At 73.0% G+C, this 26,271-nt stretch carries 20 protein-coding genes and 1 pseudogene; 12 read left to right on the top strand and 9 right to left on the bottom strand.

The genetic code is table 11. The features are described 5' to 3' along the window. Positions 1-42 precede the first annotated feature (42 nt). Complete coding sequence (locus tag IG86_RS0133925) at positions 43-396, top strand: winged helix-turn-helix transcriptional regulator (RefSeq protein ID WP_030832085.1); 354 nt, start codon at positions 43-45, stop codon at positions 394-396. A gap of 170 nt (positions 397-566) precedes the next feature. On the opposite strand, the gene IG86_RS0133920 is transcribed toward IG86_RS0133925, so the two are convergent. Continuing rightward, a complete protein-coding gene (locus IG86_RS0133920) occupies positions 567-758 on the bottom strand; it encodes a hypothetical protein (protein WP_030832088.1) in 192 nt (63 codons plus the stop codon). A gap of 72 nt (positions 759-830) precedes the next feature. Further along, a complete protein-coding gene (locus tag IG86_RS0133915) occupies positions 831-2,024 on the bottom strand; it encodes a tryptophan 2,3-dioxygenase family protein (RefSeq protein WP_030832091.1) in 1,194 nt (397 codons plus the stop codon). Between the two features lie 238 nt (positions 2,025-2,262). Between IG86_RS0133915 and IG86_RS0133910 the strand changes: the two genes are divergently transcribed. Next, positions 2,263-2,778 (top strand): GNAT family N-acetyltransferase, encoded by a 516-nt coding sequence (locus IG86_RS0133910; protein WP_030832093.1) that lies wholly within the window; start codon positions 2,263-2,265, stop codon positions 2,776-2,778. Here the strand turns inward: IG86_RS0133910 and IG86_RS0133905 are convergent. Together IG86_RS0133905 and IG86_RS0133900 are read right to left on the bottom strand one after the other, a co-directional pair. Next, positions 2,744-3,766, bottom strand: coding sequence for an AraC family transcriptional regulator (locus IG86_RS0133905; RefSeq protein WP_030902094.1), 1,023 nt, complete (start codon positions 3,764-3,766; stop codon positions 2,744-2,746). The two genes, IG86_RS0133910 and IG86_RS0133905, sit on opposite strands and share 35 nt — an antisense overlap. A 36-nt stretch (positions 3,767-3,802) precedes the next feature. Then, the gene (locus IG86_RS0133900; protein WP_030832099.1) at positions 3,803-4,657 is read right to left on the bottom strand and encodes an NAD(P)H-binding protein; all 855 of its coding nucleotides are present in this window, start codon (positions 4,655-4,657) and stop codon (positions 3,803-3,805) included. 224 nt (positions 4,658-4,881) lie between these two features. Between IG86_RS0133900 and IG86_RS0133895 the strand changes: the two genes are divergently transcribed. After that, a complete protein-coding gene (locus tag IG86_RS0133895) occupies positions 4,882-5,421 on the top strand; it encodes a nuclear transport factor 2 family protein (protein WP_030832102.1) in 540 nt (179 codons plus the stop codon). A gap of 50 nt (positions 5,422-5,471) precedes the next feature. On the opposite strand, the gene IG86_RS0133890 is transcribed toward IG86_RS0133895, so the two are convergent. After that, on the bottom strand, positions 5,472-6,182 hold the full coding sequence (locus IG86_RS0133890; protein WP_030832104.1) for a hypothetical protein: 711 nt from the start codon (positions 6,180-6,182) through the stop codon (positions 5,472-5,474). 268 nt (positions 6,183-6,450) lie between these two features. Here IG86_RS0133890 and IG86_RS0133880 point away from each other — a divergent pair, with 268 nt between their 5' ends. Then, on the top strand, positions 6,451-7,044 hold the full coding sequence (locus tag IG86_RS0133880) for an NAD(P)H-dependent oxidoreductase (protein WP_030902092.1): 594 nt from the start codon (positions 6,451-6,453) through the stop codon (positions 7,042-7,044). Between the two features lie 6 nt (positions 7,045-7,050). Here IG86_RS0133880 and IG86_RS0133875 read toward each other — a convergent pair whose 3' ends face one another. Together IG86_RS0133875 and IG86_RS0133870 are read right to left on the bottom strand one after the other, a co-directional pair. Continuing rightward, positions 7,051-9,798, bottom strand: coding sequence for a glycoside hydrolase family 2 protein (locus IG86_RS0133875; protein WP_037943511.1), 2,748 nt, complete (start codon positions 9,796-9,798; stop codon positions 7,051-7,053). A 253-nt stretch (positions 9,799-10,051) separates the two neighbouring features. Further along, positions 10,052-10,486: a DUF1398 family protein gene (locus tag IG86_RS0133870; RefSeq protein ID WP_030902088.1), complete on the bottom strand. Its 435-nt coding sequence runs from the start codon at positions 10,484-10,486 to the stop codon at positions 10,052-10,054. Positions 10,487-10,927: 441 nt separating this feature from the next. On the opposite strand from IG86_RS0133870, the gene IG86_RS0133865 reads away from it, so the two are divergent. From IG86_RS0133865 to IG86_RS0133845, 5 genes are read left to right on the top strand one after another with little or no spacing between them, the layout of a single operon-like run. Next, positions 10,928-12,202: a phenylacetate--CoA ligase family protein gene (locus tag IG86_RS0133865; RefSeq protein ID WP_030902086.1), complete on the top strand. Its 1,275-nt coding sequence runs from the start codon at positions 10,928-10,930 to the stop codon at positions 12,200-12,202. Then, positions 12,199-13,527, top strand: a complete 1,329-nt coding sequence (locus IG86_RS0133860) for an MFS transporter (protein WP_078906127.1) — start codon at positions 12,199-12,201, stop codon at positions 13,525-13,527. The genes IG86_RS0133865 and IG86_RS0133860 overlap by 4 nt, the downstream gene beginning before the upstream one ends. Further along, positions 13,524-14,672 carry a GNAT family N-acetyltransferase gene (locus tag IG86_RS0133855; protein WP_030902082.1) on the top strand — a complete coding sequence of 383 codons (1,149 nt, stop codon included), beginning with the start codon at positions 13,524-13,526 and terminating at the stop codon, positions 14,670-14,672. Before IG86_RS0133860 ends, IG86_RS0133855 begins: the two co-directional genes overlap by 4 nt. A 5-nt stretch (positions 14,673-14,677) precedes the next feature. Then, positions 14,678-15,826, top strand: a complete 1,149-nt coding sequence (locus IG86_RS0133850) for a LuxE/PaaK family acyltransferase (protein WP_030832120.1) — start codon at positions 14,678-14,680, stop codon at positions 15,824-15,826. A gap of 2 nt (positions 15,827-15,828) precedes the next feature. Then, positions 15,829-18,339 carry an acyl-CoA reductase gene (locus tag IG86_RS0133845; RefSeq protein ID WP_030832123.1) on the top strand — a complete coding sequence of 837 codons (2,511 nt, stop codon included), beginning with the start codon at positions 15,829-15,831 and terminating at the stop codon, positions 18,337-18,339. A gap of 70 nt (positions 18,340-18,409) precedes the next feature. Here IG86_RS0133845 and IG86_RS0133840 read toward each other — a convergent pair whose 3' ends face one another. Next, positions 18,410-18,907, bottom strand: coding sequence for a DUF427 domain-containing protein (locus IG86_RS0133840; RefSeq protein ID WP_030832126.1), 498 nt, complete (start codon positions 18,905-18,907; stop codon positions 18,410-18,412). A gap of 65 nt (positions 18,908-18,972) precedes the next feature. Then, positions 18,973-19,227 (bottom strand): annotated as a pseudogene (locus tag IG86_RS40660) (UBP-type zinc finger domain-containing protein); the annotation flags it as partial. Positions 19,228-19,485: 258 nt separating this feature from the next. Here IG86_RS40660 and IG86_RS0133830 point away from each other — a divergent pair. The 3 genes from IG86_RS0133830 (at position 19,486) to IG86_RS0133820 (ending at position 25,966) form a co-directional block, all read left to right on the top strand. After that, on the top strand, positions 19,486-20,991 hold the full coding sequence (locus IG86_RS0133830) for a cryptochrome/photolyase family protein (RefSeq protein ID WP_030902080.1): 1,506 nt from the start codon (positions 19,486-19,488) through the stop codon (positions 20,989-20,991). A 239-nt stretch (positions 20,992-21,230) separates the two neighbouring features. Further along, complete coding sequence (locus IG86_RS0133825; RefSeq protein WP_030902078.1) at positions 21,231-22,943, top strand: glycosyltransferase family 2 protein; 1,713 nt, start codon at positions 21,231-21,233, stop codon at positions 22,941-22,943. A gap of 14 nt (positions 22,944-22,957) precedes the next feature. Continuing rightward, positions 22,958-25,966, top strand: coding sequence for an acyltransferase family protein (locus IG86_RS0133820; RefSeq protein ID WP_030902076.1), 3,009 nt, complete (start codon positions 22,958-22,960; stop codon positions 25,964-25,966). Positions 25,967-26,271 lie beyond the last annotated feature (305 nt).

The raw sequence follows: 26,271 nt of genomic DNA, 5'->3' as shown, positions 1-26,271 counted from the left end.
TCAACTCCCAATGAGAAAACGGCAGAAATGGAGAGGCTGAAGATGACGCGCGGTCGTGCCCAGGACCCGGATGTCTGCGGCGTGACCGCCGCGGTCGCCGTGATCGACGGCAAGTGGAAGACCGGTCTGCTCTGGCTGCTGGAATCCGGTCCGTGCCGCCCCGGCGAACTGCGCAGGCAGCTGCCGGGCATCAGCGAGAAGGTGCTGACTCAGGCACTCCGCGAGATGGAGACGGACGGACTCGTGCACCGGGAGGTGTACGACACGCTCCCCCTGAAGACGGAGTACTCCCTCACGGCCTTCGGCCGGGAGCTCTCGGAGGTGTTGGCCCCGCTGTCCGACTGGGGCCACCGCCGCCTGGAGAAGCTCGCCGCCGACCGGTCGGCCGCATCCTGACGCATCGTCACCTCCGTCCCCCTGGTCCCCGAGCGGCCCCTTCGACCGCCCCCTCAACAGGGTCGCCCGGGGGCCGGGTCACGCCAAGTACCCACAAAAAGGTGGGTACTGAGATGGGTACGTGGACACGGGGGCGGGTGCCGGAGGAGGTCCCTCGCCGGGGCCGGCCCTCAGGCCAGGCGGGTGCTGATGCGGTAGCGCATGTCGCCGGCTGCCCGGCGGATCTCCTCGGGCTGCGCGTCGTCCTCGAGCACTCCCAGGAGCACCATCAGCGCCCGCGCCTCGTCGGCGCTGATCAGCTTCAGGCGCGGCTCCGTGACGCCGTCGAGCAGTGCGTCCAGCAGGTCCAGTACGTCGTCCATGCCCGTACCAACGCCCGACGCCCCGCCCACGTCACCCTGGCGTCCACTGCGCACGCCCTGTGCCCACGCCGCTCAGCCGGCCAGGGGCAGCTGCCAGAACAGCCGGTTCTCCAGGGCCTGGGTCAGGTACGGAACGCCGTCGGTGTACCCGGAACCGTGCGCGTCGCCGAGCATGCGCGCGGCGAGGCCGCGATGGGCCGACTTCCACCGCTGGTGCCTGCTCTCCAGCCGGCCGAGGGCGGCGTCGAGGCGGCTCCAGGCCGCCCCGCCGGATCCTCCCTCGTGGCGGAGGCTGCGCAGGTCGAGGTACGCGCGGGTGACGGTGTCGTGCCCGGGGTCGCGCGTCTCGGCCCGGACGGCGGGGACGCTGGTGAAGGCCGTCGAGTGCAGGCGCGCAGCGGGCGGCACACCGCAGAGGCTCTCGAAGCGTTTGTACTGCTCGGACTGGATCGCGCTGGCGCCCTGGGTGTAGTGGCGGAAGACGGAGAAATGTTCCGCCCGCATCGTGGCGACGGTACGGAACAGTCCGGCGGCTCGCTCGAACATCGCGACCGCGTCGTCTATTCGCTCGGCGCATTCTTCCGGACGCCCTTCCCGGAGTGCCCAGACGCCCGATTTCACATGCTCGGCCATGGCGGTGAAGAGCATTTCATGGCACTGGAGGACGCGAATGAAGAAGTATTCGTCATGCAGTACGTAGACCGGTTGGACGGTCACGTCGAACCACGACCAGGCGCCCGTCTCCGGCAGCCGGGGCATGCATTCGGAGAGGTCCTCCAGCCGGGCCCGGGGACCGCCGTCCAGGCGTGACGGCAGTTCCACGGCCGCCGGCCCGCCGATGCCCTGGGCCACGAACCGCACGGCGTGCCGCAGCCGCGTCCTCACCGTCTCCGCGTCCGGCCGGCCCCGCCCGGGGCCCTCCCGCGAGCCCCCGGCCGCCCCGATCTCGAAGCGGACCACGTCGGCCATGAGCAAAGTGGACATCCGGTCCGCGCTCGTCGCCGGATTCCGTTCGTCCAGGAGGAGCTCGAGAACCGGCAGCGAAAGGTAGGTGCGATTCCAGAAACGGTCTTCGTGTCTGTCCAGAAGGCAATCGAGAAAGGCATGGAGGAATGGAAGGCTCGCGGCATTCCGGTGGCGTATCTCACTCAGGCGCAGCAGCATGCGTTTCGGCAGGAAATGCTTTCCCGTCCGCCGCACGTGGTCGTTGACCGACCGGGCCAGGGCGAGACCGTCGGATTCCACCGGCACCTGGTCGGCGGCCACCCAGCGTCGTTCCGCCCGGTGCGTCGACGCGCACCGCTTGTCCCGAGGAGTCATCGCCGCTCACCTCTCCCACGCCCGTGCCTGTGCCTGTGCCTGTGCCTGTGCCGTGCCGTGCCCGGTCTGTGCGGCGGTGGCACCGACTTCCACCAGACATCACCGAGGGGCAGCAGGTCATGTCTCGGGAATTCGTGTCTTGACAGCGGCGGGAACAGCGCACGGCATCCTCTAGGGTGCAGTCATGCCCGACCTGATCGTCCCGCCGCAGCGGACCCTGCGACTGGAGCCCGTCACCGCCGACAACTTCGACGCGGTGTGCGCCGTACAAGTACGCCCCGACCAGGGGCATCTGGTGTCCCCCGTGGTCAAGTCCCTGGCCGAGGCCTATGTTCACCCCGCCAGCGCCTGGCCGCGGGCCATCGTCGACGGCGACGTCGTCGTCGGCTTCGTGATGGCCTTCCACGACATCGCCTGGGACCCGGCGACCGACCCGGGCGACCGGCGCAGCGGAATCTGGCGCCTGAACATCGACGCCGGCGGCCAGGGCAAGGGTTACGGCCGCTTCGCCGTGAACGCCGTCGTCGAGGAGATCCGGCGCCGCGGCACCCACCAGCGGGCGTACGTCAGCTGGCACATCGGCCCCGGCGGCCCCGAACCCTTCTACCTCGGACTCGGGTTCACCCCCACCGGCGAACTCAGCGGTGACCAGCGCGTCGGCGTACTCACCCTCGACGCGACCGCACCTCGGGCGGGCTGAGGACGACCGTGCCGCCGGGCCCCGGCGCCAGTTCGGCGTCGGGCCCGGATCCACCCGCACGGAACGCCTGCGGGCTCATCCCACGGACCCGTTTGAACGCCGCGGACAGTGCGAACGCACTGCCGTACCCGACCCGGCGGGCCACCCGCTCGACCGTGGCGTCGGGCTCGCGCAGCATGTCCGCCGCCAACGCGAGCCGCCAGCCCGTCAGATAGCCGACCGGCGGCTCCCCCATCACCTCCCTGAACCGGCGTGCCAGCGACGCCCGTGACACCCCCACCCGTACGGCCAGTTCCTCCACGGTCCACGCGTGCGCCGGGCTCTCGTGCAGCAGCCGCAGCGCCGGGCCGACCACCGGATCGCTCTGGGCCCGGAACCACGCGGGCGCGCTCGAATCCGCCGCCGAGGGCCACGCACGCAACACCCCGATGAGCAGCAGGTCCAACAACCGGTCCAGCACGACCTCCTGGCCCGGTTCCTCGCTGGAGATCTCGGAGGCGAGCAGGTCGATCAGCGTCGCGTCCGCCGCCTTCGCCGGCCGGACCAGGATCTTCGGCAGTGCGCCCAGCAGCCGGCGGCCGATCTCGCTCTGCGCCTGGTAGGTGCCGCTGAGCATCACCGCCGAACCGGCGTGCTGGTGGGCTGCCCCCCAGGTCCGCACGCCGAGCGCCATGGAATCGGTGACGTCCCCGCCCTCCGGCGTGCTGCACCGCTGGTCCGGCCCCACCGTCACCTGTACGGGCGTGCCCGGGGCGTCGGCCACCGTGTACGGGTCGGGCCCGCGCACCACCGCGACGTCACCCGGGGCGATGAACACCGGGTCGCCCCCGCCGTCGGGCAGCAGCCATGCCGAGCCGCGCACCATCGTCGCCACCGACAGCGGAGCACGGTCCTCGATCCGCATCGCCCACGGCGGGTTCAGGACGGACTTGAGGAGGAAGGCACCGCGGGCCTGGGGGCCTTCGAGGAGACCGGTCAACATGTCCATGGGTACATCTTCTCCGCGGGCTGGGGTGACGTGTGCTCAGGAGGACGGGACGTCCCACGCGCCGGTGGCCGCGGCCTCCCGTGCGAAGTCCGCGAAGTCCCTGGGCGCCCGGCCGAGGACCTCCTCGACCCCGTGGACCAGGTGCGCGTTGCGGCCGTCCAGGATGAGGGTGAACAACTCGGCGAAGTCCTCCGGAAGGCCGTGTTCCCGCAGCTCGGCACGGTAGGCCTCGTCCGATACCGGAACGTAGGCGATCTCCCGGCCGGTGACCTTCGACAGCTCGGCCGCGACGTCGGCGAAGCTCAGGAGGCGCGGGCCGGACAGCTCGTACGTCCTGCCGATGTGCCGGTCGTCGGTCAGCGCGGCCACCACCACGTCGGCGATGTCCTCGGTGTCGACGAACGCCTCGACCGCGTCCGCGGTCGGCAGGGCGATCACACCGGCCAGCACGGGCTCCAGGAAGAAGCTCTCGTCGAAGTTCTGGTTGAACCAACTCGCCCGTACGACGGTCCAGTCGGCCCCGGAGGACTTCAGCTTCTCCTCGCTGCGCTGCGCGGCCTCCTCGCCCCGGCCGGACAGCAGCACGAGCCGGCGCGCGCCGGCGGCGACCGCCGTCTCGGCGAAGGCTCCCACCTGCTCGGTGGCGCCGGGGAAGGCGAGGTCGGGGTAGTAGGTCACGTACACCCGGTCGACGCCCTGGAGGGCCGGAAGCCAGGTGCCGGGCTCGTTCCAGTCGAAGGCCGGCTCCCCGCTGCGGGAACCGATCCGGACGGGCCGGCCCTGGGCCGTCAGCTTCTCGGCGACCTTGCGGCCGGTCTTGCCGTTCCCCCCGATGACGAGGGTGATGGCCTGCTCGGTGGTCTGCGTCTCGTTCTTCGTCGTCTTCGTCATGACCTCAGTCAAGTCGAGCGGGCCGAGACGCGACATAGCCGAAACGCTAATCCGCATACGCGAGCGTCTAAGAAAGGGCATGGACATCCGTGGACAGTGGTGGGCAGTCGTCGGGGTGGCGGGGGCTGGAGAGTGGACAGCGGTCGAGGCGACTCTGTGTGACGGGTGAGGTAGCGCCCCGCCGACGAGGGCGAGCCCGCCCCGTGCCCCCTGAGGAGTCCCACATGACATTCCGTCCGCTCCGGGCCGTGACCGTACTGGCCGCCGCCGCGGCCCTTTCCGTCACCGCCTCCACCGTCTCGACCGCCCACGCCGCCTCCGCCGCCTCCACCCACGCCTCGCAGGGCACCGACCGGCGTACGCCGAGGATCGTCTCCGCCTGGGCCGACGCGTGGAACGGCACCGACCCCCGGGCCCTCGGCGCCCTGTTCACCGCCGACGGCACCTACACCGACGAAGCCTTGGCCGTCACCTTCGGCGGCCGCAAGGAGATCTCCGGGTGGAAGGCCCGCGCCGACTCCCTCATAGCCGACGTCCACGTCACCGTCCGGGCCACCCGCGTCGAGGGGGACCGGGTCACCGTACGGGCCGTCTACTCCGGCCATCTCAAGGGTGCGCCCCGGCCGTTCGCCGTGCCGATGACCACCGTTCTCGACCTCGACGCGCACCACTGCCGGATCGAGTCCGACCAGGACCACTACAGCCTGGCGACCGTGCTCAGCCAGTCCGGCCTGCCGGCCGACTGGACCCCGCCCGCCGGCTGACCCAGGCCCGCACCCGCGCCGCGCACGCCGCCCGTAGGCCCGTACGCCCGTCAGCGCAACAGGCGGGTGACGGCCTCGGGCAGGACGTCGCAGAGGTCGACGATACGGACGTGCGCGGCGTGGGTGGCGGTGAATTCGCGCACCTGCAGGGCAGTCGAGCCGAAGACGGATTCGAAGGTGCGCAGCGCGCCGGGCGCACGGTCGAGGGCCCAGGCGGCGGTGGTGGCACTGGTCCGCAGGAAGCGGGCCGGCTCCGGTCCGATGACGAAGAGGTCGGCGCGGCGGCCGGAACGGTCGACGGCCAGCATGGCCAGGTCCTTGAAGACCTGCCGCTTGCGCATGGCGTCGGCTCCGCGCCACCGCGCGAGCTTGAACTCGGCCACGCGCCGGTCCGTTTCCAGGTCGTACGGGCGACCGGGATCGTTGCCGGCCCCGAGTGAGGGGCGCCGGGCGATCGTCTCGCCCTCTTCCAGGACGTGCGGCAGCGCCAGCAGGATGCCCGACGCGTGGATGAGGTCGTTGATGCGGCCGAGGCTCTCGCGCATGGTGAGCGCCGCGGCGAGGAGTCCGGCGTCGACTCCGCCCGTGTCGGCGGCCCGGACGGCGTGCGCCGCGTCGGCTCCGTCGAGGTCGTGTTCCATCGCCGCTATGGCCTCGGTGAGCGGAGCGCGGTGGATGAACCGCGCGAGCGTGTCCACCGCCGCCCCCAGGTCGTCGGGCATACGCGGGGCGTCGGTCTCGTGTGTGTCTGCGGCGTCCACGCCACCATGGTGACGGGCCATCGGTCACGCCGTAAGGGGTCCCGCTGGGCGGAGTCGTCCTACGGGTCAGGTGGCCGATCTCTGCGTCGGCGTGATGCGGGATCCTGTGGCCCGGACGACCACGGGCGCCCTGGACATCGCGCTCACCGCCCGCCACGCCTCCGATGGCAGCACACTGGTCCTTCGGGCCGGTGAGTGCTGAGGAGGATCGCAGGCGCTCGCGGGCAGCGGCAGCGGCAGGTGGCTTGAGTCGACAGGGGGACGGATCATGCGTGTCGGGGTGTACCTCGCTCATCCGCGGGCGGGCAGTTTCAACCATGCGGTGTTCGACGCCGTCGTGGACGAGTTGCGGGGGCTCGGGTGTCAGGTGGTCGCGCACGATCTGTGCGCCCAAGGCTTTCCGCCGTCACTGTCCGCCGCCGAGACGGGCACCGTCTCCTCCGCCCCGGACGCCAACGATCCTCAAGTGGCCGCGCACCGGAGGGAAGTGGCGACCCTCGACGCCATGGTGTTCGTCCACCCGAACTGGTGGGGCATGCCGCCGGCCGTCCTGACGGGCTGGGTGCAGCGCGTCCTGGTGCCCGGCGTCGCCTACAAGCTGGGCAGCGCGGACGGGGAGCCGGCAGGGCTGCTGAGGGCCGGCCGGGCCCTCGTGCTGAACACCTCGGACACCCCGGGCGAGCGTGAGGAGAGCGAGTTCGGTGACCCGCTGCAGCGGATCTGGGCGGCGTGCGTCCTGCCGTACGTGGGAGTGGCCGAGGTGCGGCGGGTCGTGTTCCGTACCGTCACCGACTCGACCGACGAAACGCGCGCGGATTGGCTCCGGCAGGCCCGTCGGGAGGCCGCCGCGCTGACGACCTGACCGCCGTCAGGCCGCCGGCACGGTGACCGTGGGGGTGTTCCAGCCGGAGATCCTCAGCCGCGGGGCCGATCCGCGCAGGTCCGCCGTCCGGTACGTCGCCGTGAGCGTGGCCGACTCCCCCGGCCACAGGCTGACCTGGTTGTCGTTCCACCGCACGGGCAGCACCGGTTCCCCCGACGCCCGCACCATGTGGACGTCCGTGAGCAGCGCCGGGGTCCCGCCGGTGCCCGCGCGGCGCAGGGTCACGGTGGTCGTGGACGTCCCCGACGCGGCATCCTCCGTCGTCGATGCCGTCGCGGTGACCGCCGTCCGCGCCATCGAGTCCAGTCCGCGGAGGTCGGCGTAGGAGGTGGTGGGCGTGTGGAACCAGTCGCCGCGCTCGTGGTCGAGGACGTCCGCCTCGGTGGACAGCCAGTAGACGTTGCGGCTCACCTCCCGTCCGGCGGCGTCGGTGAGCAGCAGCCTGGCCAGGTAGGTGGTGGGCAGGCCGGGTACCGACTCGGGGAGCGTGAGCGCGGTGCTGCTCGCGCCGCCGCCCGCGACGCTCAGGCCGGTCACGGTCCGGTCGTACTTCTGCGTGCCGTCCGGGGCGAAGAGCGTCACCCGGGCCGTCAGCCCGGACGCCGGTGCGGGCCGGTTGTTGACGACCGTCACGGAGTGGTCGTCGTAGCCGTACTGCACGTGCAGGGGCTCGTTCGCCTTCTTCGCGCCGAAGTAGGCACCGCCCTGGTCGAGGAAGCGGTCCACGAGCTGCCAGTGGAGCGAGGTCCAGCCGCTGTTGAACATCCAGTAGATGACGCCGGTCGACGGGTCCGAGGGGTCCTTGGCGTTGCGGGCGTACGCCTCGAACTGCGCGCGCACGTTCTCGTACTGGGCGAGCTGCGCCTTGCGTACGTAGTCCTGGAGGCTCGCCGGGGCGCCGTAGCGGGCGGTGAGGGCGGCGTCGTACAGCTCCAGGGTGTCGAAGGTGGCGGACGGGGAGCGGTGGTACTGGACGGCGCCCGGGTCCTTCCACAGGGTTTCGAGTTCGGCCGGGGTCATCATGCGGCGCAGTGTGTCGAGGGTGGGGATGTCCGGGCCTGCGCTGGTCTCGGAGTTGAAGCCGCTCGCTCCGCCTTCGCGCTTGTCGTACCAGTAGCCCGGTGGGACCCAGTCGTACGGGCCGGTCATCTTCATCCCGGACCGGCCGGTGATCGGGGACGCGGTGTCGGCGGCCGCGGGGATCACGGGGGCGTTCCAGTCGGCGGCCTCCAGCGCGTCGAGGTAGCCGCGCTCGATCTCCTCGGTCGGGGCGGCGTCACTGCCGATCAGGAAGGAGATCACGCCGGGGTGGTTGCGCAGGCGGGCGGCCTCGGCGGCCATGGAGGCGCGGGCGGTCGCGTGGTCGGCGGCGGACCACCGCTCCCCGGCGCCGTCGCGGTTGAACTCGCCCTCCCACTTGGTGCAGCACTCCCAGCCGGGGAGGGTGAGGATGCCGTACCGGTCGGCGAGGTCGAAGAACTCGTCGGGCTCGATGTGCCCTTCCAGGCGCAGGGTGTTCAGGCCCAGGTCGAGGGCGTACTTGAGGCGGTCCTCGGTGTAGGTCGGGTCCCAGCGCAGGAACTCGTCGGGGGACCAGCCGGCGCCCTTGACGAGCAGCGGACGGCCGTTGATCTCGTACTGGCGGGCGCCGTCCGCGTTGAGGGGTGCGCGTACGTCGCGGATGCCGAAGGTCTGGCGGGCCGTGTCGGAGGGGGTGCGGGTGCGGGTGCCTGTGCTGGCGACGGTGCCGGGCACGGTGGCGGTCAGGTGGAGCTCGTACACCGGCTGGGCGCCCATGTGGGCCGGCCACCACACGCGGGGGGACTTCAGCCGCAGCGCGGGGTGTTCGGCGGGTGAGAAGGCGACCGTTGTGGTCTCGTGGGGAGCCAGCGTGACGCTGCGGGCGAAGGCGGCATCGGCTTCCCGGCCCCGGCCCCGGCCCTGGCCGCGGCCCTGGCCCACCGTGCCGGACAGGGTCGTGGTGACGGTGGCGTCGGAGTCGTTGCGCAGCCGGGCCTTGACGGTCAGGTCGGCCGTCGCCATGGACGGCATGGCCAGGGCGGAGACGACGTGCGCGTCGCGCAGGGCGATCGGACCGGCACGGCGGACGGTGACGTCGCGGACGATGCCCATGTTCTCGTCCGGGGGCGGTTGCAGCCAGTCGAGCCAGCCCATCGTGAGGTGCTTGCGCGGGTTGTTGGGCTGGATCCGGAAGGCGACCGTGTTGGTGCCGGGCCTGATGAGGGCCGTGACGTCGAACTCGTGCCGGGTGTACGCGCCGGCGACGGAGCTCGCGGTGGCGATCCGGTGGCCGTTGACGAAGACGTCGGCGGCGGAGATCACGCCGCTGAAGTCCAGGTGGGTACGGGCGGTCGTGTCGGCGACGGTGAAGTCGGAGCGGTACCACCAGGGCACGGAGAAGTCCGCGGCGGGGATCAGTTCCTGCTGGGTGGAGTGGAAGGGGTCCGGGTGGACGCCGGCCGCGAGCAGTGCGGCGAGGACTGTGGAACGGGGTCCTGCGGGATACCAGCCGGTGGCGGGGTAGCCGGGGCTGGAGACGCTTTCCGCCGTGTCGGCGACCTTCGCGGTGGACTGGACGGCGTAACCGGAGAGCGGGGTCGCGCTGCCGGGCGCGGCGGGCACGACGGTCGTCACCGAACGGGATGGCGGCGCCGCCGCACCCTGCGCGGCGGGGGCCGCGCCGGTCGTGCCTGCGGTGAGGAGGAGGACCATGCCTGCCACGGCGAGGGCGACGGTCCTCGCGTGGTGGTGGGCGAGGCGGCGGAGCACGGGGCCTCCCGCGGGACCGGGCCCGGGATCACGCGCGGCCGACGGCGGGCGCGGCCGATCCGTGGGGCTGCTCATCGGGTGGGACGGCCCGCCCGCCCTGCGGCGGCCGGCCCGGAGAGCACCGAGTCTGCCACGGGCACGGCCCTGTGCGGTGGCGACAGCCCGGGGCCCCTGGAACCTCTTCGTGCACGTCACCTCAGGGGAGCACGACGGACGGATAGTCCTCGGTGTAGGACTCGCCGCCTGCGCCGTAGTAGGTGCACGTGCGCGCGGCGGTGTCGACGTCGTACCAGACGATGCCCGCGCTCCAGCAGCCGCGGACGAACTCGGGGAAGGTCGTCTCCCCGGCCTGGTCCGCGCGCAGCGCCGCGATCAGGCCGGCCCGGTCGAAGGGCGGCGCGGCGACGAAGCCGGTGACGAGCGGCTCGCCCTGGACGACGACGTGGCCGTGCTCGGTCAGGTAGATGAAGGCGTTGGACGGGACGGCCATACGGCAGTGGGCCACACCGGCCCGGCGCAGGCTCTCGGCGAGATACGGAAACCCGCCGACCGTGGGCCGAGCGGCCGCACCGCGCTCCATGGCGGCCTGCAGCCGGCCGATCGCGTCGTTCTCGGTGGGGGTGGTGGTCATCAGGGGCTCCCTACCCGTTCAGGTGCGGTCCGGTGCGCGTCTTCCGCGGAGGGAAACGCCACACATGACACCATGATGCCAGACAGACAACATGTTGTCGATATGGTCATGCGACCCCGCTGCGCACCTCCGCGGCGACGAGCAGGCCACCCACTCGCCCGCCGGGCCGGCCCGGGCCCGCCGCTTGGCGGCGGAAGCGGGAGGGCCGCGCCGAAAAAATTGTTGAATGTTGCCACAATGGCCTGGAATCTTCGCTCAATTTGGTGACTTGCGCACTGATGTTTCATCATCATGACTGCACGTCAGCTTTCGACGTGCGTCGAGGAGGCGGGGGCGCCGGGGGGTCCCCCGTTCGTACCGGCAGATGCGGCAGGCGAGTTCATCCACTCGCCGAGCCCCGCCGTGGCTCCCGTCCCACTTCCGTCACCTAGGCAAAGGCCCATGTCCGCCCAGCAACTCTCGGACCTCATACGTTTCGCCCGTCACAACTCGCCCTTCTACCGGGACCTCTACGCGTCCCTGCCGCCGAGCGCCGACCGTCTCGCCGACCTTCCGGTGGTCGACCAGAGGTCCTTCTGGGCGGCCAACACCCTGCACGACAGCCGCGTGCTGACCGGTCCGCTCAGCGAAGCCACGGTCTACAAGACCGGCGGCACCACCGGATCCCCCAAGTTCTCCGTCTACACCCGGGACGAGTGGCGCACCTTCGTCACCACCTTCGGGCAGGGCCTGGTGGACACGGGGTTGCGCCCGGGACACCGCGTCGCCGACCTCTTCTACGCCGGGGAGCTGTACGCCAGCTTCCTCTTCGTCCTCGACTCGCTCGCCCACGCGCCCGTGGACAACGTCCGCCTGCCCATCGGCGGCGGCGCTCCGCTGGAGTCGACGATCCCCACGCTGCGCGATCTCGCCGCCCAAGTGCTCGCCGGCACGCCCACCACCCTGTGCCGGCTCGCCGAACAGGTCCTCGCCTCCGGCGTCCGTCTCACATCCGTCGAGCTTCTCCTCTTCGGCGGCGAGGCGCTCTTCGACGACCAGCGGCGCCTGCTGGCCACGGCGTTCCCCGGCGCCGCGGCCCGTTCCGTCGGCTACGCCAGCGTCGACGCCGGCCTGCTGGGCCGTCCCGTGCCCGGCGCCGACGCCCGGGTGCACCGGGCCTTCACCCCGCACTCGGTCGTCGAGATCCTCGACGACTCCACGGACGAGCCCATCACCGAACCGGGGCGCCCCGGGCGGGTCGTCGTCACGAGCCTCTTCCGCCGCCTGATGCCGATCATCCGCTACCCCGCCGGCGACCGGGCCGAGTGGACGGGCACCGGTCCGGGCCACTTCCGGATCCTCGGTCGCGCCGAGGAGGGCGTACGGGTCGGCCCGGTCTCCCTCTACACCCAGGACGCCCAGGACGCCGTGGCCTCGGCCGACACCGCCGGGCAGGTGGTCGGCATGCAGCTCGTCGTCCGCCGCTGGGAGGGCCGCGACGGGCTCGTCCTCCGGCTGGCGACCGCCCCCGGCGACGAACGGGACACGGATCGGCGCGAGTCCCTCGCGCGGGCCGTCGTCGCGGAGCTGGAGACCGTACGGCCGCTGTATCCGGACAGCGTGCGCGCCGGGTTCGTGCACCCGCTGTCCGTGGAGTGGGCGCGCCACCGGGACCTCGCCGTCAACCCGCGCTCGGGCAAGCTCGTCCGGGTCCTCGACGAGAGGCCGACGGCATGACCGCGCCCTCCCCTGACTCCGCACCCGCACCCGCACCCGCACCCGCACCCGCACCCGGCAATCGGTCCCGCACCCCGCTGATCCTGCGCAACCGCGCCTTCGCCGCCGTGTGGCTGGGCCAGGTCCTCACCCAGGCCGCCGTACGCATGTTCCAGGTCGGCGTCTCCTGGTGGATCGTGGCCTACGCCGTGCGCGACGCCCGCGGCCTGGCCTCCGGGGTGTTCATGGCCGCCTGCACGCTGCCGGCCGTGGTGCTGGCTCCCGTGGTCGCCGGGGCCGTGGGCAGGTTCGCCCACCGCTCGGTGCTGCGCGGCGCGGCCGGCCTGGCCGCGGCCACCGCGGGCGTCCTCGCGGTGTGGGCGCAGGGCGGCGGACCGCCGCTCGCCGGGGTCTACGCCGCCGCTCTGGCCCTGGCCACCTGCCAGGCGTTCTTCGACCCCTGCCTGACCACCTCGGTGCCCGAACTGGTCGACGACGCCGACATCGAGACCGCGACCGGATTCGAGCTGTCCACCCAGTCCCTGGCGGGGCTCGGAGGAGCTCTGCTCGGCGCCCTGACGGTCGACCGGGCCGGTGTGGCCGCACTGGCCGCCGGCTGCGCGGCCGCCTACGCCGGGGCCGCCCTCCTCGTCGCGAGCGCGCGCTTCCGCAGCCCGGCTGCCGCGGCCGGCCCGGAGGCACCGCCGGCGCAGCGCCCGCTGCGCCACATCCTCGGCGAACTGCCCTACGTACGGCGGATCCTGATCTGCTTCACCGCGGCGAACCTCTTCACCGCCGCCGTGTTCGTCGTCATCCCCCTCTACACCCGCTCCGTCCTCGGGGGCGGTGGCGGCACCGTCGCCCTGCTGGAGGCCTCACTGGGCGCGGGCGCCCTCGTCGGCGCCTTCACCGGTACCCGCGTGCCCGGGCGGCCCACGGTCGCCGGCGCCTGGTGCCTGGGGCTCATGTCCCTCGCCCTGGCGCTGCCCGGCCTGTTCGGGCAGCGGCCGGTCGTCGCGGGCTGCCTGGCGGTGGCCGGCTGGTGTGCCGGGGCCGTCAGCGTCCGCTTCGTGGCGCTCTTCCAGCGGCTGGTGCCGACCGCCGACAAGCCCGGCTTCTTCGCCGTGATGCAGGCCGTACTGGGCGCCTCCCTGCCGGTGGCTTCCCTGGTCTTCGGCTCGGCGGGCGACCTCGTCTCCCCGCAGACGCTGTGCCTGGTCCAGGGCGCCGGCCTGCTGCCCGCCGCCGGCGCGCTGGCCCTGCTGGGATCCCGTACGCCCGAACCGTCGCCCTCGATAGACGCGGCGCCCACACCGGAGCCGGAGACCGTGGGAGGCGCCCGGTGAACCCCGTCATCACCCCGGCCACCGGCACGGACATCGCCGAACTGCGGCAGCTCTATTACGCCGTCTACGGCCCGCACTACCCCGTCGCCCTCGGCACGGACCCGGCCGAGATGGCCCGGCTCATGGCCGACCCGCACTCCCTGTGGCTCGTCGCCCGCTGCCCCGTCACCGGAGCCCTGGCCGCGTCCGCCGCCATCCACGGCGAGGCCGACAGCCGCATCGCCCGGCTGGAGGGCATAGCCGTGCACCCCGAGCACCGCTCAGCGGGCCTGGCCGCCGCCCTGACCGAAGCCCTCTGCGCCGAGATGCTGGACACCGGCCGGCTGGACTCGGTGTACGCGACCGTCCGCACCGTCGGCTCCGGTCCGCAGCGGGTCGTCGCCCGCAACGGTTTCCGTCCGCTCGGCATCCTGCCCAACGCGGTGGACCTCCGCAGCCGCGAGAGCCTCGCGCTCTACGCGCGTCACTCCCCCGGTGTGCTCGACCGCCGGGTGCCCGTCGCCGAAGTGCCCGCCGTACTGCTGCCGTTGCTGCGTACGGCCGGAGCGGCCCTCGGCATCGGCTACCCGGGGGTGCGGGCCGCCTACGGCCGGCCACCGGCGACGCCCGCGCCGCAAGGGGCGGCAGAACAGCTGGAGTTGATCGAGGCTCCGGCGTTCGTACGCCGCCGCTTCCGCGAGCGCTTCCCGGGGGCGGAAGGCTGGTTCTACCCGCTGCACACCCCCAACGTGCTGCTCACACCGGAAGACGGCCGGTTCGAGGTGTACGCCTACCTCAACCGCGCCGGCGGCTACTGCTCCCTGCTGACCGCCCATCCCGACCCGGCCGCCGCGGCCGCCCACCTCGAACCCGTCACCCGGGCCCTCGCCCGCGCCGGCGCCGGCTACGTGGAGGCCCTGGTGCCGCTCGCCCACCAGGAGGCCCTCTCCGCCTTCCTGGCCCATGGGTTCGTCGCCGGAGCCCTCTACCCGGCGATGCGCGCGGACGGCGACGGCTTCCACGACTACGCCGTCCTGTCCCGCTCCAGCGAGCGCATCGACTTCCGCGGCGTCGCCGTCGAACCGCCCCTCCAGCCGTACCTGGACTGCTACGCGTCGGCCTGGGCGTCGGCGCACCTGCCCACATCATCCGAGGTTGCCCCATGAACCGCATGAACCCCCATCTCGCGCCGGTCGCCGTACCCGACCCGGCCCTCCTGCCTCACGTCCAACAGCTGTGCGACCTGACCGACCCCTACGCCCACGGGCCCGCGGCGGACGAGCTGTTCGCCGCCGCCATGGCGGAGACCAACGCCTGGCACACCGAACGCTCCCCGTTCTTCCGCTCCCTGTACGAGGCGACTCCCCCGGCGGAGCCGTACCGTGCGCCCCTCGTCCACGCGAACTTCTTCAAGCGCCACGAGGTGCTCTCCATCCCGCGCGAGGACGTCGAACTGCACCTGACCTCCTCCGGCACCACCGGCCAGAAGTCGCAGATGTTCTTCGACCACTGGACCATCCGCTCCGCGCAGCGCATGGTCGCCCGGATCTTCGAGCGCAACGGCTGGATCACCCCGGACCAAGAGGTCAACTACCTCCTCTACAGCTACGAGCCGGCCCCGTCCCTGAACCTGGGCACTGCCTTCACCGACAACTACCTGTGCGATTTCGCCCCGGCGCGCAGCGTGGAGTACGCGCTGCGCAACACCGGCGGCGACCACGAGTTCGACCCCTTCGGCTGCGTCGCCGCACTGCGCCGCTTCGAGCGGGAGGACGCCCCGGTCCGCATCCTCGGCTTCCCCGCCTTCCTCTTCTTCACCCTGGAGCGGATGCGGGCCATGGGGATGGCGCCGCTGCGCCTGCCCGAGGGCTCGCTCGTCGTCCTCGGCGGCGGGTGGAAGGGCCACGCCGACCGGCGCATCGAGAAGGAGGAGCTGTACGCGCGCGTCACCGAGCAGCTCGGCATCCCGGGTGAGCGGATCCGGGACACCTTCGGGTCCGTGGAGCACTGCATCCCCTACATCGAGTGCGACCACCACCGGCTGCACGCCCCCGTCTGGTCGCGGGTGACGATCCGCTCCACCCGGACCCTGGAGCCCCTGCCGTACGGGGAGCGCGGGTACCTGCACCTGGTGTCGCCGTACATCACCTCGGTGCCGGCGCAGAGCGTGGTCATGGGCGACCTCGCCTCGCTCCGGCCGGGCGGAGCCTGCGGGTGCGAGCTGGAGACCCCCTGGTTCACCGTGCACGGCCGTGCCGGGGTGAGCCGCAACAAGAGCTGCGCCGTGGCCGCGGCGGAACTGATGAAGGGAATGGCGTGACCATGAGCGTGCACCACCACTACTGGCAGGGTTCCCTCATCGGCGACGAGGAGGCCGGGCGACGTCTCGCGGAGCTGCCGGCCGCAGTCGAGGCGGCGCTGGCGACGGATCTGGAGACCGAGACCGTCCTGGCCGCCTGCGACGCCCTCGCCGGCGCGCTGTGCGACCCGGCCCACCCCGTACACGGCCGGCTCGCCGCGCACCTGCCGGAGGGCGAGGACCCGGCGGTGCTGGCCGAGCTCGGCGCCCTCCTCGGCCGGCGCGAGCTGACCCGCAAGCTGCGCCGGGAGCTGGGCGGCACGGCTCCGGGCCGGCTGAACCGGGCCGATCCGCGCGAGACGGTCTACGAGGCGTGGGCGCCGGTGGGGCTGGTCGCCCACATCGCCCCGGGGAACGCGGCGACGGTGGCACCGCTGAGCATCGTCGAGGGCCTGCTCGCGGGCAACGTCAACATCCTCAAGACCAGCAGCGCCGACACCCTGCTCACCCAGCACCTGATGGCCGAGCTGGCGGCCCTGGACCCCAGTGGTGCGCTGGCCGCCCGGATCGTCGTGCTGCGGTTCCCGTCGTCCCGGCAGGAGTGGCTGCGCCTGATGTGCGCGCCCGCGGACGCCGTGGCCGTGTGGGGCGGCGAAGGCGCCGTGGAAGGTGTGGCGGCCCATGTGCCGGCGGGTTGCCGGCTGGTGGAGTGGGGGCACCGGATCTCCTTCGCCTACCTGACCAGTGACGCCTGGTCGGACGCCGTGACGCTCGGCGCCCTCGCCGACGACGTGTGCCTGCACGAGCAGCAGGCCTGCTCCAGCCCCCAGGTGGTCTACCTCGACACCGAGGACGAGGGCGAGGTGTTCGCCTTCGCCGAGCGTTTCGCAGCCGTGCTCGCGGCCCGGCCGCCGGCGGTGGGCGCCGTGTCCGCGGTCGGGCCGGACCCGGCGCAGGAGGCGGAGCTGACCACCACCGAGCTGGTGGCCCGGCTGGAGGAACACCTCGGTCTCACCCGGGTGTTCGCCGCGCCCGACGGCTCCTGGCGGGTCATGGCCGACACCCGCTCCCCGCTCACGGCCTCGCCGCTGCACCGCAGCGTCTGGGTCAAGCCGCTGCCGCGGAAGCGGATGATCGCGACCCTGCGCCCGATGCGCCGCTACCTGCAGACGGCGGGCCTCGCGGGCAGCCGGACCGACATCGCCGAGCTGTCCCGCACCGCGCTGGCCGCCGGCGTCACCCGTGTCACGCCCGTCGGAGCCATGCTGGAGAGCTACGCGGGTGAGCCGCACGACGGCGTGTACGCCCTGCAGCGCTACAGCCGCCGCGTCGCGGTCCAGGCCGACCCCGCGCTCTTCGCCACCACCGCCTGCCTGGACGACCTGGCCAGGCCCGTCGTCCTGCCGCCGCCCGCGGGCCCGTTGCTGGGCAAGGAGGACGTGCAGGAGCCGGGCCGTCGGGTGGCGCGCGCCGATGCCGAGCTGTACTTCCGCAGTGGCGGCAGCACCGGCGCGCCCGCGCTGTCGGTCTTCAGCTACGACGACTACGACACGCAGATGCACGCCGCAGCCCGCGGCCTGCTCGCGGCCGGCTACGACCCGGTCGGGGACCGCACGGCCAACCTCTTCTACTGCGGCGCCATGTACGGCAGCTTCATCAGCTTCTTCTCCGTACTGGAACGGCTCGGCGGGGTGCAGCTGCCGCTGTCGGCCGGCCCCGACCACCGGGCGACGGCCCGGGCGCTGATCGACCTCGGGGCCGACACCCTGTTCGGGATGCCCTCCTACCTGTGGCAGCTGCTCCATGCGGAGGCGGACGCCCTGCGTGCGTACGGCGGACTGCGCAAGGTCTTCTACGGCGGCGAGCACTTCACCGCGGAGCAGCAGCGGACCCTGAAGGACACCTTCGGCATCGAGGTGATCCGGTCGATCACCTACGGCAGCACCGACCTCGGGCCACTGGGCTACCAGTGCACCGAGAGCTCCGGCGGCGTCCACCACCTGCACGCCGACCTGCACACCATGGAGGTCCTGGAGCCGGCCGAGGACCGGCCGGTGGCGCCGGGCGAGACGGGCCGGCTGGTGTTCACCACGCATGCCCGGCGGGGCCAGGACCTGGGCCGTTACGTGATCGGCGACCTCGGCCGGGAGGTCCCGGGCCGCTGTCCGTGCGGCCGGCACGCGCCCCGCTTCGAACTGCAGGGCCGCACGGGTGACGTGATGCGGGTGGCGACGTACTTCCTCAATCACCGGCGGTTCCTGGACCTGGCGGGGGAGCCCGGCGGCCACCGGGGCGAGCTGCAGGTCCGGCTCGACGCCACGGACGCGCGCGAGCGGCTGACCGTACGGGTGGAACGCGGCGCGGCGACGGATCCGGAGCGGCTGCGGGAGGTCTTCCTGGCGGGCTACCCGGAGCTGCGGTCGGCGGTGGCGGAGCGGCTCCTGGACCTGGTGGTGGAGGCCGTCGACGGCGCGTCGCTGGACCGCAGCCCGACCAGCGGCAAGCTCCTCGCGGTGGTGGACGCCCGCCGGTAGGCCGTGCGGCGCGGCCCGGACGGCGGTCCCGAGCCCTCCGGGCCGCCCCGGGGGTGCCGGTGCCCGGGGTTCACCAGCCCCGGCTGCCGGGCTCCCCCTTGAAGGGGCCGGTGATCTCGTGCGTGATCCACCCTCCGTAGAAGCCGCCCGGCTGGGCCCGCACGGGCTCTCCGTCCACCGTGCACGCCTCCACCCGGTCGGCGCGGAACGCGAGATGGCCGGCGATCGGCGCGTAGGACGGGCTCGGCGTCTCGTAGCTCCACGCGATGTCGGGCACGGGCGGCAGGCCGGGCCGCGGGCCGAGGGTCCAGTAGGTGGCCGTGCCCTTCCACTCGCACATGCTGCGGTTCGCGGAGGCGCGCAGGAGGTCGGTGCGCACATCGGCCCGCGGGACGTAGAAGACCGGCGGATGGCTGGTCTCCAGTACGCGGAGGCAGCGGCGGGAGTCGGCCAGGACCGCGCCGGCGTGGCGCACCACCACGTGCCGGGCGTCGGGCTCGATCCGGGGCGGGCGCGGATAGTCCCACACCGATTCCGTCCTGGGCGTGTCCGCGTGGTGCGTGCTCATGGGGCCTCCCGTCGGTGCGGTCCTCGTCCGGCGGGCGGGTCTGCCGCGTCGCCTCCGGCGCGGACCAGGAAGACCTCGTCGGGGAAGCACCAGGCCCAGTCCTCGTCCGCTGCGAGCGACACGGCGACCGGGTGCCCGCTCTCCACATGGTGCCCGTGGGCGTGGCGGCCGGTGGAGGTGTCGCAGCATCCGACGTGTCCGCAGGTCACGCATTGGCGCAGCCTCACCCAGGTCGTCCCGCGCGCCAGGCAGTCCGTGCACGTGGCGGGCGACGCGGCCGGGGCCGGCCTGCAGTCCTCCATGAGCCTCCAGTCGTCCATGAGGTCGAGATGCGCGCACGCGCGTCCGTCCGGCCGCCCCGCGTCGGGCGCGACCCGCCACTCGTGCTGTCCTCCCATCGGGCCTCCGCTCCGCCGCCGGGTCGCGTCCGCCGCTCGCGGACGGCTCCTCGCTCCCTCTTCGGCCCGGGCGGGCCGAACGGATGCGTCGCCGAGTGCCACCCGATGGGTGCGTCCGAACTCCCGCGCTTGCGGGAAGTACCGGTAGGGACGCATGCACCTGCGGGGAAGGACGGCGGCATGACCGGCGCACACTGGCTCTTCGGCGATCAGCTGGGCCCTGCCTTCATCGCCCCGGGTGAGGGGGGCGTCCCCCGCGACGCCCCCCTGGTGATGATCGAATCGCAGGCGGTCTTCCGCCGGCGCCGGTTCCACCGGGCCAAGGCGCACCTGATGCTCTCGGCGATGCGTCACCGTGCCGCCGAGCTGGGCGACCGCGTCGTCTACGTCAAGGCCGACACGTACCGCGAGGGCCTGCGCCGCGCCGTCGGCAGCTCTCCGGTCACGGTGCACCACCCGACCTCCCGGGCGGCGGCGGCCCTGGTGAACTCGCTCGACGGCGTGACCGTCCTGCCGGCCCGCGGCTTCCTGCTGACGCACGAGGAATTCGCGCAGTGGGCGGCCGGGCATCCGGAGGGCGGGCTGCGGCTCGAGAACTTCTACCGCCACGTGCGGCGGAAGCTGGACCTGCTGATGGACGGGGGTGAACCGGCAGGGGGGAGGTGGAACCTCGATCACGACAACCGGGAGCCCCCGCCGCGGGGAGCGCGGACCCTCGACGCACCCGCCCCCTACCGGCCCCGCGAGGACGACATCGACGCCGGCGTCCGGGAGGACCTCGACCGCTGGGAGCGGTCCGGCGGTGTTTCGTTCGCCGGCCGGGACGGCCCGCGGCTCTTCCCGGCGGGCCGGCGGGAGGCGCTGGCCGCGCTGCGGCGTTTCGTGGACCACCGGCTCGCCGGGTTCGGCGCCCACGAGGACGTCATGTTCGCCGCCGACCCGGTGCTGAGCCACAGCCTGCTGTCCTCGTCCCTCAACCTCGGTCTGCTGGATCCGGCGGAGTGCGTGGAGCGCGCGGAGGCCGCCTGGCGGGCCGGCGCCGTCCCCCTCAACTCCGCCGAGGGCTTCGTCCGGCAGATCGCCGGATGGCGGGAGTACGTCTGGCACCTGTACTGGCACTTCGGTGAGGAGTACCGGACGTCCAACGTCCTGGGGCACACCGGGCCGCTGCCCGCCTGGTGGGACTCGCTCGATGCGGACGCCGTCACGGCCCGGTGCCTTTCGACCGTGCTCCGCCAGGTCCGGGACACCGGCTGGACCCACCACATTCCGCGGCTGATGGTGCTGGGCAGTTACGCGCTCCAGCGGGGCTGGGACCCGGCGGCGCTCACCGACTGGTTCCACCGCTCGTTCGTCGACGGCTACGACTGGGTCATGCTCCCCAACGTGGTCGGCATGTCGCAGTACGCGGACGGCGGCCGTATGACGACCAAGCCCTACACGTCCGGTGGCGCCTACATCGACCGGATGAGCGACCTGTGCGGGCCGTGCCGCTACCGGCCCGGCTCCCGCAGCGGCGAGGACGCCTGCCCCTTCACCACCGGGTACTGGTCCTTCCTGCACCGCCACCGGGACCGGCTGCTGCACAACGCCCGGACCGCCATGCCGGTTCGGGGGCTCGACCGGCTGGCGGACCTGCCGGAGCTGCTCCGGCTGGAGCACGACCGCGGCGACGCCGCCCCATGAGGCCGGTCCGCACGGAACGGCCCGGTGTTCCAGGACTGTTCACCCCCGCGTGACCTGGGACTTCCCGGATCGGCCCGGAGCGGCCGGTCGAATGGCGAGAACAAGAGGTCTGGACCATTCGAGTCGCGCCAATTCCGTGGCTCATTGGGCCCGTTACCCGGATCCCGACAAGTGGTCTATACCTTTGACACTAGGCTGGGCCACCTCGAACGGGTACGTGCACAACCGTGGGGGGCTCTGTGACTGTTCATCATCTTCCGCAACCGCCGTCCGACGAGGAGCTCTACTGGTACTTCGGCCCGCAACGCCGCTGGGTCCTGGTCGTCACCTCGCTCGCTTTCGTCTTCACCGCGGCGACCATGTTCACCTTCGCCCTGCGGACACCCGCCCTGTGGGCCTTCCTCGCCGTCCTCGGGCTCAACGTCGCGGCCCTGGCGCTCTCCTCCGTCAACAGCCTGCGCCAGCGCCGGCTCACCAGACGGTCCCACGAGGTACTCGTCCACGCATGGCGGCCCGCGCCCCCTCCCGGGGTCGACCTGTACCTGCCGACCTGCGGGGAGCCGCTGCCCGTCCTGGACAACGCCTACCGCGCCGTGGCGGCCGTCGACTGGCCCGCCGACGCGCTGACCGTGTGGATCCTCGACGACGCCGACCGGCCCGAAGTCGCCGCGCTGGCCGCCCGTCACGGCTACGAGTACGTCGTGCGCCCCGACCGCGGGCACCTGAAGAAGGCCGGGAACCTCAACCACGCGCTGACCCTGAGCAGCGCCGAGTTCGTCGCCATCCTCGACGCGGACTTCGCGCCCAGGCCGGACTTCCTGCGCCATCTCGTGCCGTACCTCGCCGATCCCGCCGTCGGCATCGTCCAGAGCCCGCAGTGCTTCGACACCGACGGGACCATGAGCTGGATCCAGCGCGCCGCGGGCTCCGCCCAGGAATGGTTCTTCCGGTGGATCCAGCCGTCCCGGGACGCCAGCGACGCCGCCATCTGCTGCGGCAGCAACGCCGTCTACCGGCGCGCCGCGCTCGACCTGGCCGGCGGCTTCGCCCGGCTCGACCACAGCGAGGACCTGTACACCGGACTCGCCCTCCACGAACAGGGCTTCCGCACGCTCTACGTACCCGTACTGGTCGCCAAGGGCACCTCGCCCGACCGGGTCACCTCCTTCGTCAACCAGCAGTACCGGTGGGCGATGGGCAACCTGCACCTGCTCGGCACGCCCGTACTGCGCCGGATGCGCGCGCCGTGGCGCATGCGCCTGTGCTTCTACGAAGGCGTCGTCGGCTACCTGACGACGGCCGTGAACACCTTCGCGGCGCCGCTGGTGATGATGTTCCGCTACCCGGACATGATCCGGCCCTGGCACGTGCTGCCGCTGCTCGCCCCTCTGTGGCTGTGGCACGTGCTGCTGCCCCGGGTCAGCCGGACCCGCTGGCGGGTGGAGGTGATCCGGGCCAACGTCCTGACGAGCGTGGCCGCCGCGACGGCGTTCCTGCACACGCTGCGGGGCCGCAGCGCCGCCTGGGTGCCGACCGGCGTCGGGGGTGCGGCGGCCCGGGGCGCAATGGCCCGCCGGGTGGTGGCCGTGGCGCTGGTGTGGCTGGCATTCTCCAACGGCGCGGCCGCCTCGGGACTCGCGCTGGCCGTGGCCCGCAACGGCTGGGAGCCCAACTGGGGGCTGCTCCTGTACGTCGTGGTGCAGTTCCAGATCAACGTCCCGCTGGTCCGGGACCTGGCGGCCGAACTGCGTCCCGCCCCGGGCGGCGCCGCGTCGTCGCTGCGCGCCCGCGTCCGGGCCCGCGTCCGCGACCGCGTCCGGCCCCGCCCGGGCACCCGTTCCGGCGTGCTGCCCCGCCGCTGGCCCGAGACCGTCGCCGCGTCCGCGGTCATCCTGCTCACCGGCCTGCTGGCATCGGGATGGGTCGACCCGATGCTTCCCTGGCTGAGCTGAAAGGCGCCGTCACCATGTCCTTCCCCGTCATACCCGGCCGCCGCCGGACCCCGGGGCGCGCGGGTGCCCGGCCGGCCGCGGCTTCCCGTTCCGGCGGCGAGTCCGGGCCCAGTCCGCACCGGTCCGCCTTCCGGCCCGACATCGAGGGCCTGCGCGCGGTCGCCGTCGTCGCGGTCCTCGCCTTCCACGCCGGGATCCCCTGGGCGACCGGCGGTTTCGTCGGAGTGGACGTCTTCTTCGTCATGTCCGGCTACCTGATCACCGGCCTGCTGGTCCGCGAGGCGACCGCCACGGGCCGGATCCGGCTCGGGGACTTCTTCTCCCGGCGAGCCCGGCGGCTGCTGCCCTCGGCCGCAGTGGTGCTGGCCGCGGTGGCGGTCGCCGGCGCCTGGCTGACCGTACCGCTGCGCCGCACCGACGTGGAGCACGACGTCGTCGCGGCGGCGCTGTCCGTCGCCAACTGGCGGTTCGTGTCGCAGCGGACCGACTATCTCGACGCCGGACACGACCAGAGTCCTCTGCTGCACTTCTGGTCCCTCGCCGTCGAGGAGCAGTTCTACCTGTTCTGGGCCCCGCTGCTGGCGGTGGTCGCGCTCTGCGCGGCCCGGGCGGTCCGCCGGGGCCGGGCGGTGCGCCACCTGGTGTTCCTGGTCGCAGCGCCGCTGACGCTCGCGTCGTTCGCCCTGGCCCTCCACTGGACGCGGCACTCGGTCTCCCTGGCCTACCTCGGCACGCCCTCGCGCGTCTGGCAGTTCGGCGCCGGCGCACTGCTCGCCCTGCTGCCCCTGCACCTGACGCGGGGGCCGCGACCGCTGCGGCTGCTGTGCGGCTGGGCGGGGGCGGCGGCGATCGGCTGGTGCGTCGTGGCGTACGACGCCGCGACCCCGTATCCGGGCCGGGCGGCGCTCGTGCCGACGCTGGGCACCGTCGCGGTGATCCTCGCCGCGGCACCCGGGCGGGGCGAGCGCCACGCACCGGGCGCCGGTGACGTCGGACGGCTGCTCGCGGGCCGGGCGCCGCGGGCCGTCGGGCGGCTCTCCTACAACCTGTACCTGTGGCACTGGCCGGTGCTTGTCCTCGCCGAGGCGCGGTGGGGCCCGCTCGGATGGCCGGCGAGGACCGCGCTGACGCTGGCGGCGGCGCTGCCCGCCCTGGCCACGATGCGGTGGGTCGAGCGGCCGCTGCGGCGCAGCCGCACGGTCTGCGAACTCCCCCGCCGTGGGCTGTCGGTGGGCGTATCGGCCATCGTGCTGCCCGTGGTCCTCGCGCTGGTGATGGGCACCACGACCTTGAAGCTGCTCGGTCCGGCCGCGCCCGTCGACCCGAAGGGGCTGCCACCGGGCGCCGTCTCGGGGCCCACCCTGCTGGCCCGGACCGCGGGGACACCGCTCGTGGACGGACCGGTGGTGCCCAGTCCCGTGCAGGCGCGGGGCGACTTCCCGCCGGACGGGCCATGCGAGATCGCCCCGGCCCGGACGAGCAGCCCGGACTGCCTGTTCGGCGCGGTGGACAGCCCGGACCGGATCGTGCTGCTCGGCGACTCGCACGCCGGGCAGTGGTTCTCGCCGATGCTGGCGCTGGCCTCCTCCCGGGGCTGGGCGCTGCAGGAGTTCGTGAAGCAGGGCTGCCCGCTGCCCCGGCTGACGGTGGACAGCCCCCAGCTGGGCCGCGCCTACCGGGAGTGCGACATCTGGCGGGCGGACACCCTGGAGCGGCTGGGGAAGCAGCCGAAGCCACGGCTCGTCGTGATCTCCTCGCTCAACCGGTACACCGGGGACGAACGGCTCCTGGCCGAGGCCTGGGAGAAGACCCTCGCGCCGCTCCGGGCTCTGGGCGCGCCGATCGTCTACGTCGAGGACACCCCCGTACCGGGTACGGACGTCGCGGCGTGCGTCTCCGGGAGCCCCGACTCCCCCGACGACTGCGCGTTCGGCCGCGCCGGCGCGCTCCGGCCCGATCCGCTGGCGCGGCGGATCGCGTCCGGCGCGCTGCCCGGCGTACGGAGCGTCGGCGTGAACGGGGTGCTGTGCCCGGGGAACGGCCCGACCTGCCCGGCCGTGCTCGACCGGATCCTGCTGTACCGGGACGACGCGCACCTGACCAATGTGGCGGCCGTCGTCCTGACCAACCGGCTGGAGCGGCTGTTCACGGAGGCCGGGGCCCTGCCGGCGGTGGCACCGCCGGGCGCGGCCCGCGGTGTGGACGGCTGGACGCGGCTGCTGCGGGAGGACTTCGACGGGCCGGCGGGCAGCGCGCCTTCGGCCGCCAACTGGGTCCACGACGTCGGCACTTGCCATCCCGGCTGCCCGGCGCCGCAGTGGGGCACCGGGGAGGTGGAGACCGTGACGGACTCGACCGACAACGTCCGCCTCGACGGGAAGGGCGCGCTGGAGATCGTCCCCACCCGCGAGGACGGCGCGTGGAGTTCGGGGCGCATCGAGACCCGGCGCTCCGACTTCGCCCCGCCGCCCGGCGGGGTGCTGCGGATCGAGGCGTCGATCGCCCTGCCGGATGTGACCGGGACCGGTGCGGCCGGCTACTGGCCGGCGTTCTGGACCCTGGGGGCGCCGCCGCGCGACGGGTACACGGGGTGGCCGGGGGTCGGTGAGTTCGACGTCATGGAGTCCGTGAACGGGCGGGACACCGTCTTCGGCTCCATGCACTGCGGAGTCCTCGAAGGCGGCCCGTGCCAGGAGCCCGTGGGCCTGACCTCGGGTCCGCAGCCGTGCTCCGGCTGCCGTGCGGCCTTCCACTCGTACGCCGTGGAGGTGGACCGTGCCCCGGGCGCCGAGGAGGTGCGCTGGTATCTGGACGGCCGCTTGTACCACCGGGTGACGGCCGACCGGCTGGACTCCGGGACCTGGGGGCGGGCCGTGGACCACGGGCTGTTCCTGATCCTCAACGTGGCCGTCGGCGGCACGCTTCCGCGGGCCGACGGCGCGGACGTCGGCCCTGGGACGCAGCCCGGCCATCCGATGCGGGTGGACCACGTGACCGTGTCCGCGCGCGAGCGGAGCGAATAGGCGGACACGGGCATTCTGATCACGGTCCGTAAGTGCAGCATTACTCTCGGAAACGGTTGTCACACGGGAGAGTTATGGATATGTCTGGTTTGGGCAACACGCGCCGTATGTGCGGCAATTCGCAGAGGGTGGCGGCCAGAGTGTGGCTCCCCGGCAGGACGCCGGGAACCACTGAAGTCGAAGGGGTCCATCCTCCATGTCTGCTTCTTCTCTCGCCACCCGCCGCGTTCTCGCCACCCTGCTGGCGGCCGGCACCCTGATCGGCGCCGCCACCCTGCCCGCCGCGGCCGACGACCACCGCCGCG

Origin of the sequence: Streptomyces virginiae (genome assembly GCF_000720455.1) — a bacterium.
In the GTDB taxonomy this organism is placed as follows: domain Bacteria; phylum Actinomycetota; class Actinomycetes; order Streptomycetales; family Streptomycetaceae; genus Streptomyces; species Streptomyces virginiae.
The sequence above is the reverse complement of the archived record's forward strand: the minus strand, read 5'-3'. Positions and strand labels throughout refer to the sequence as shown.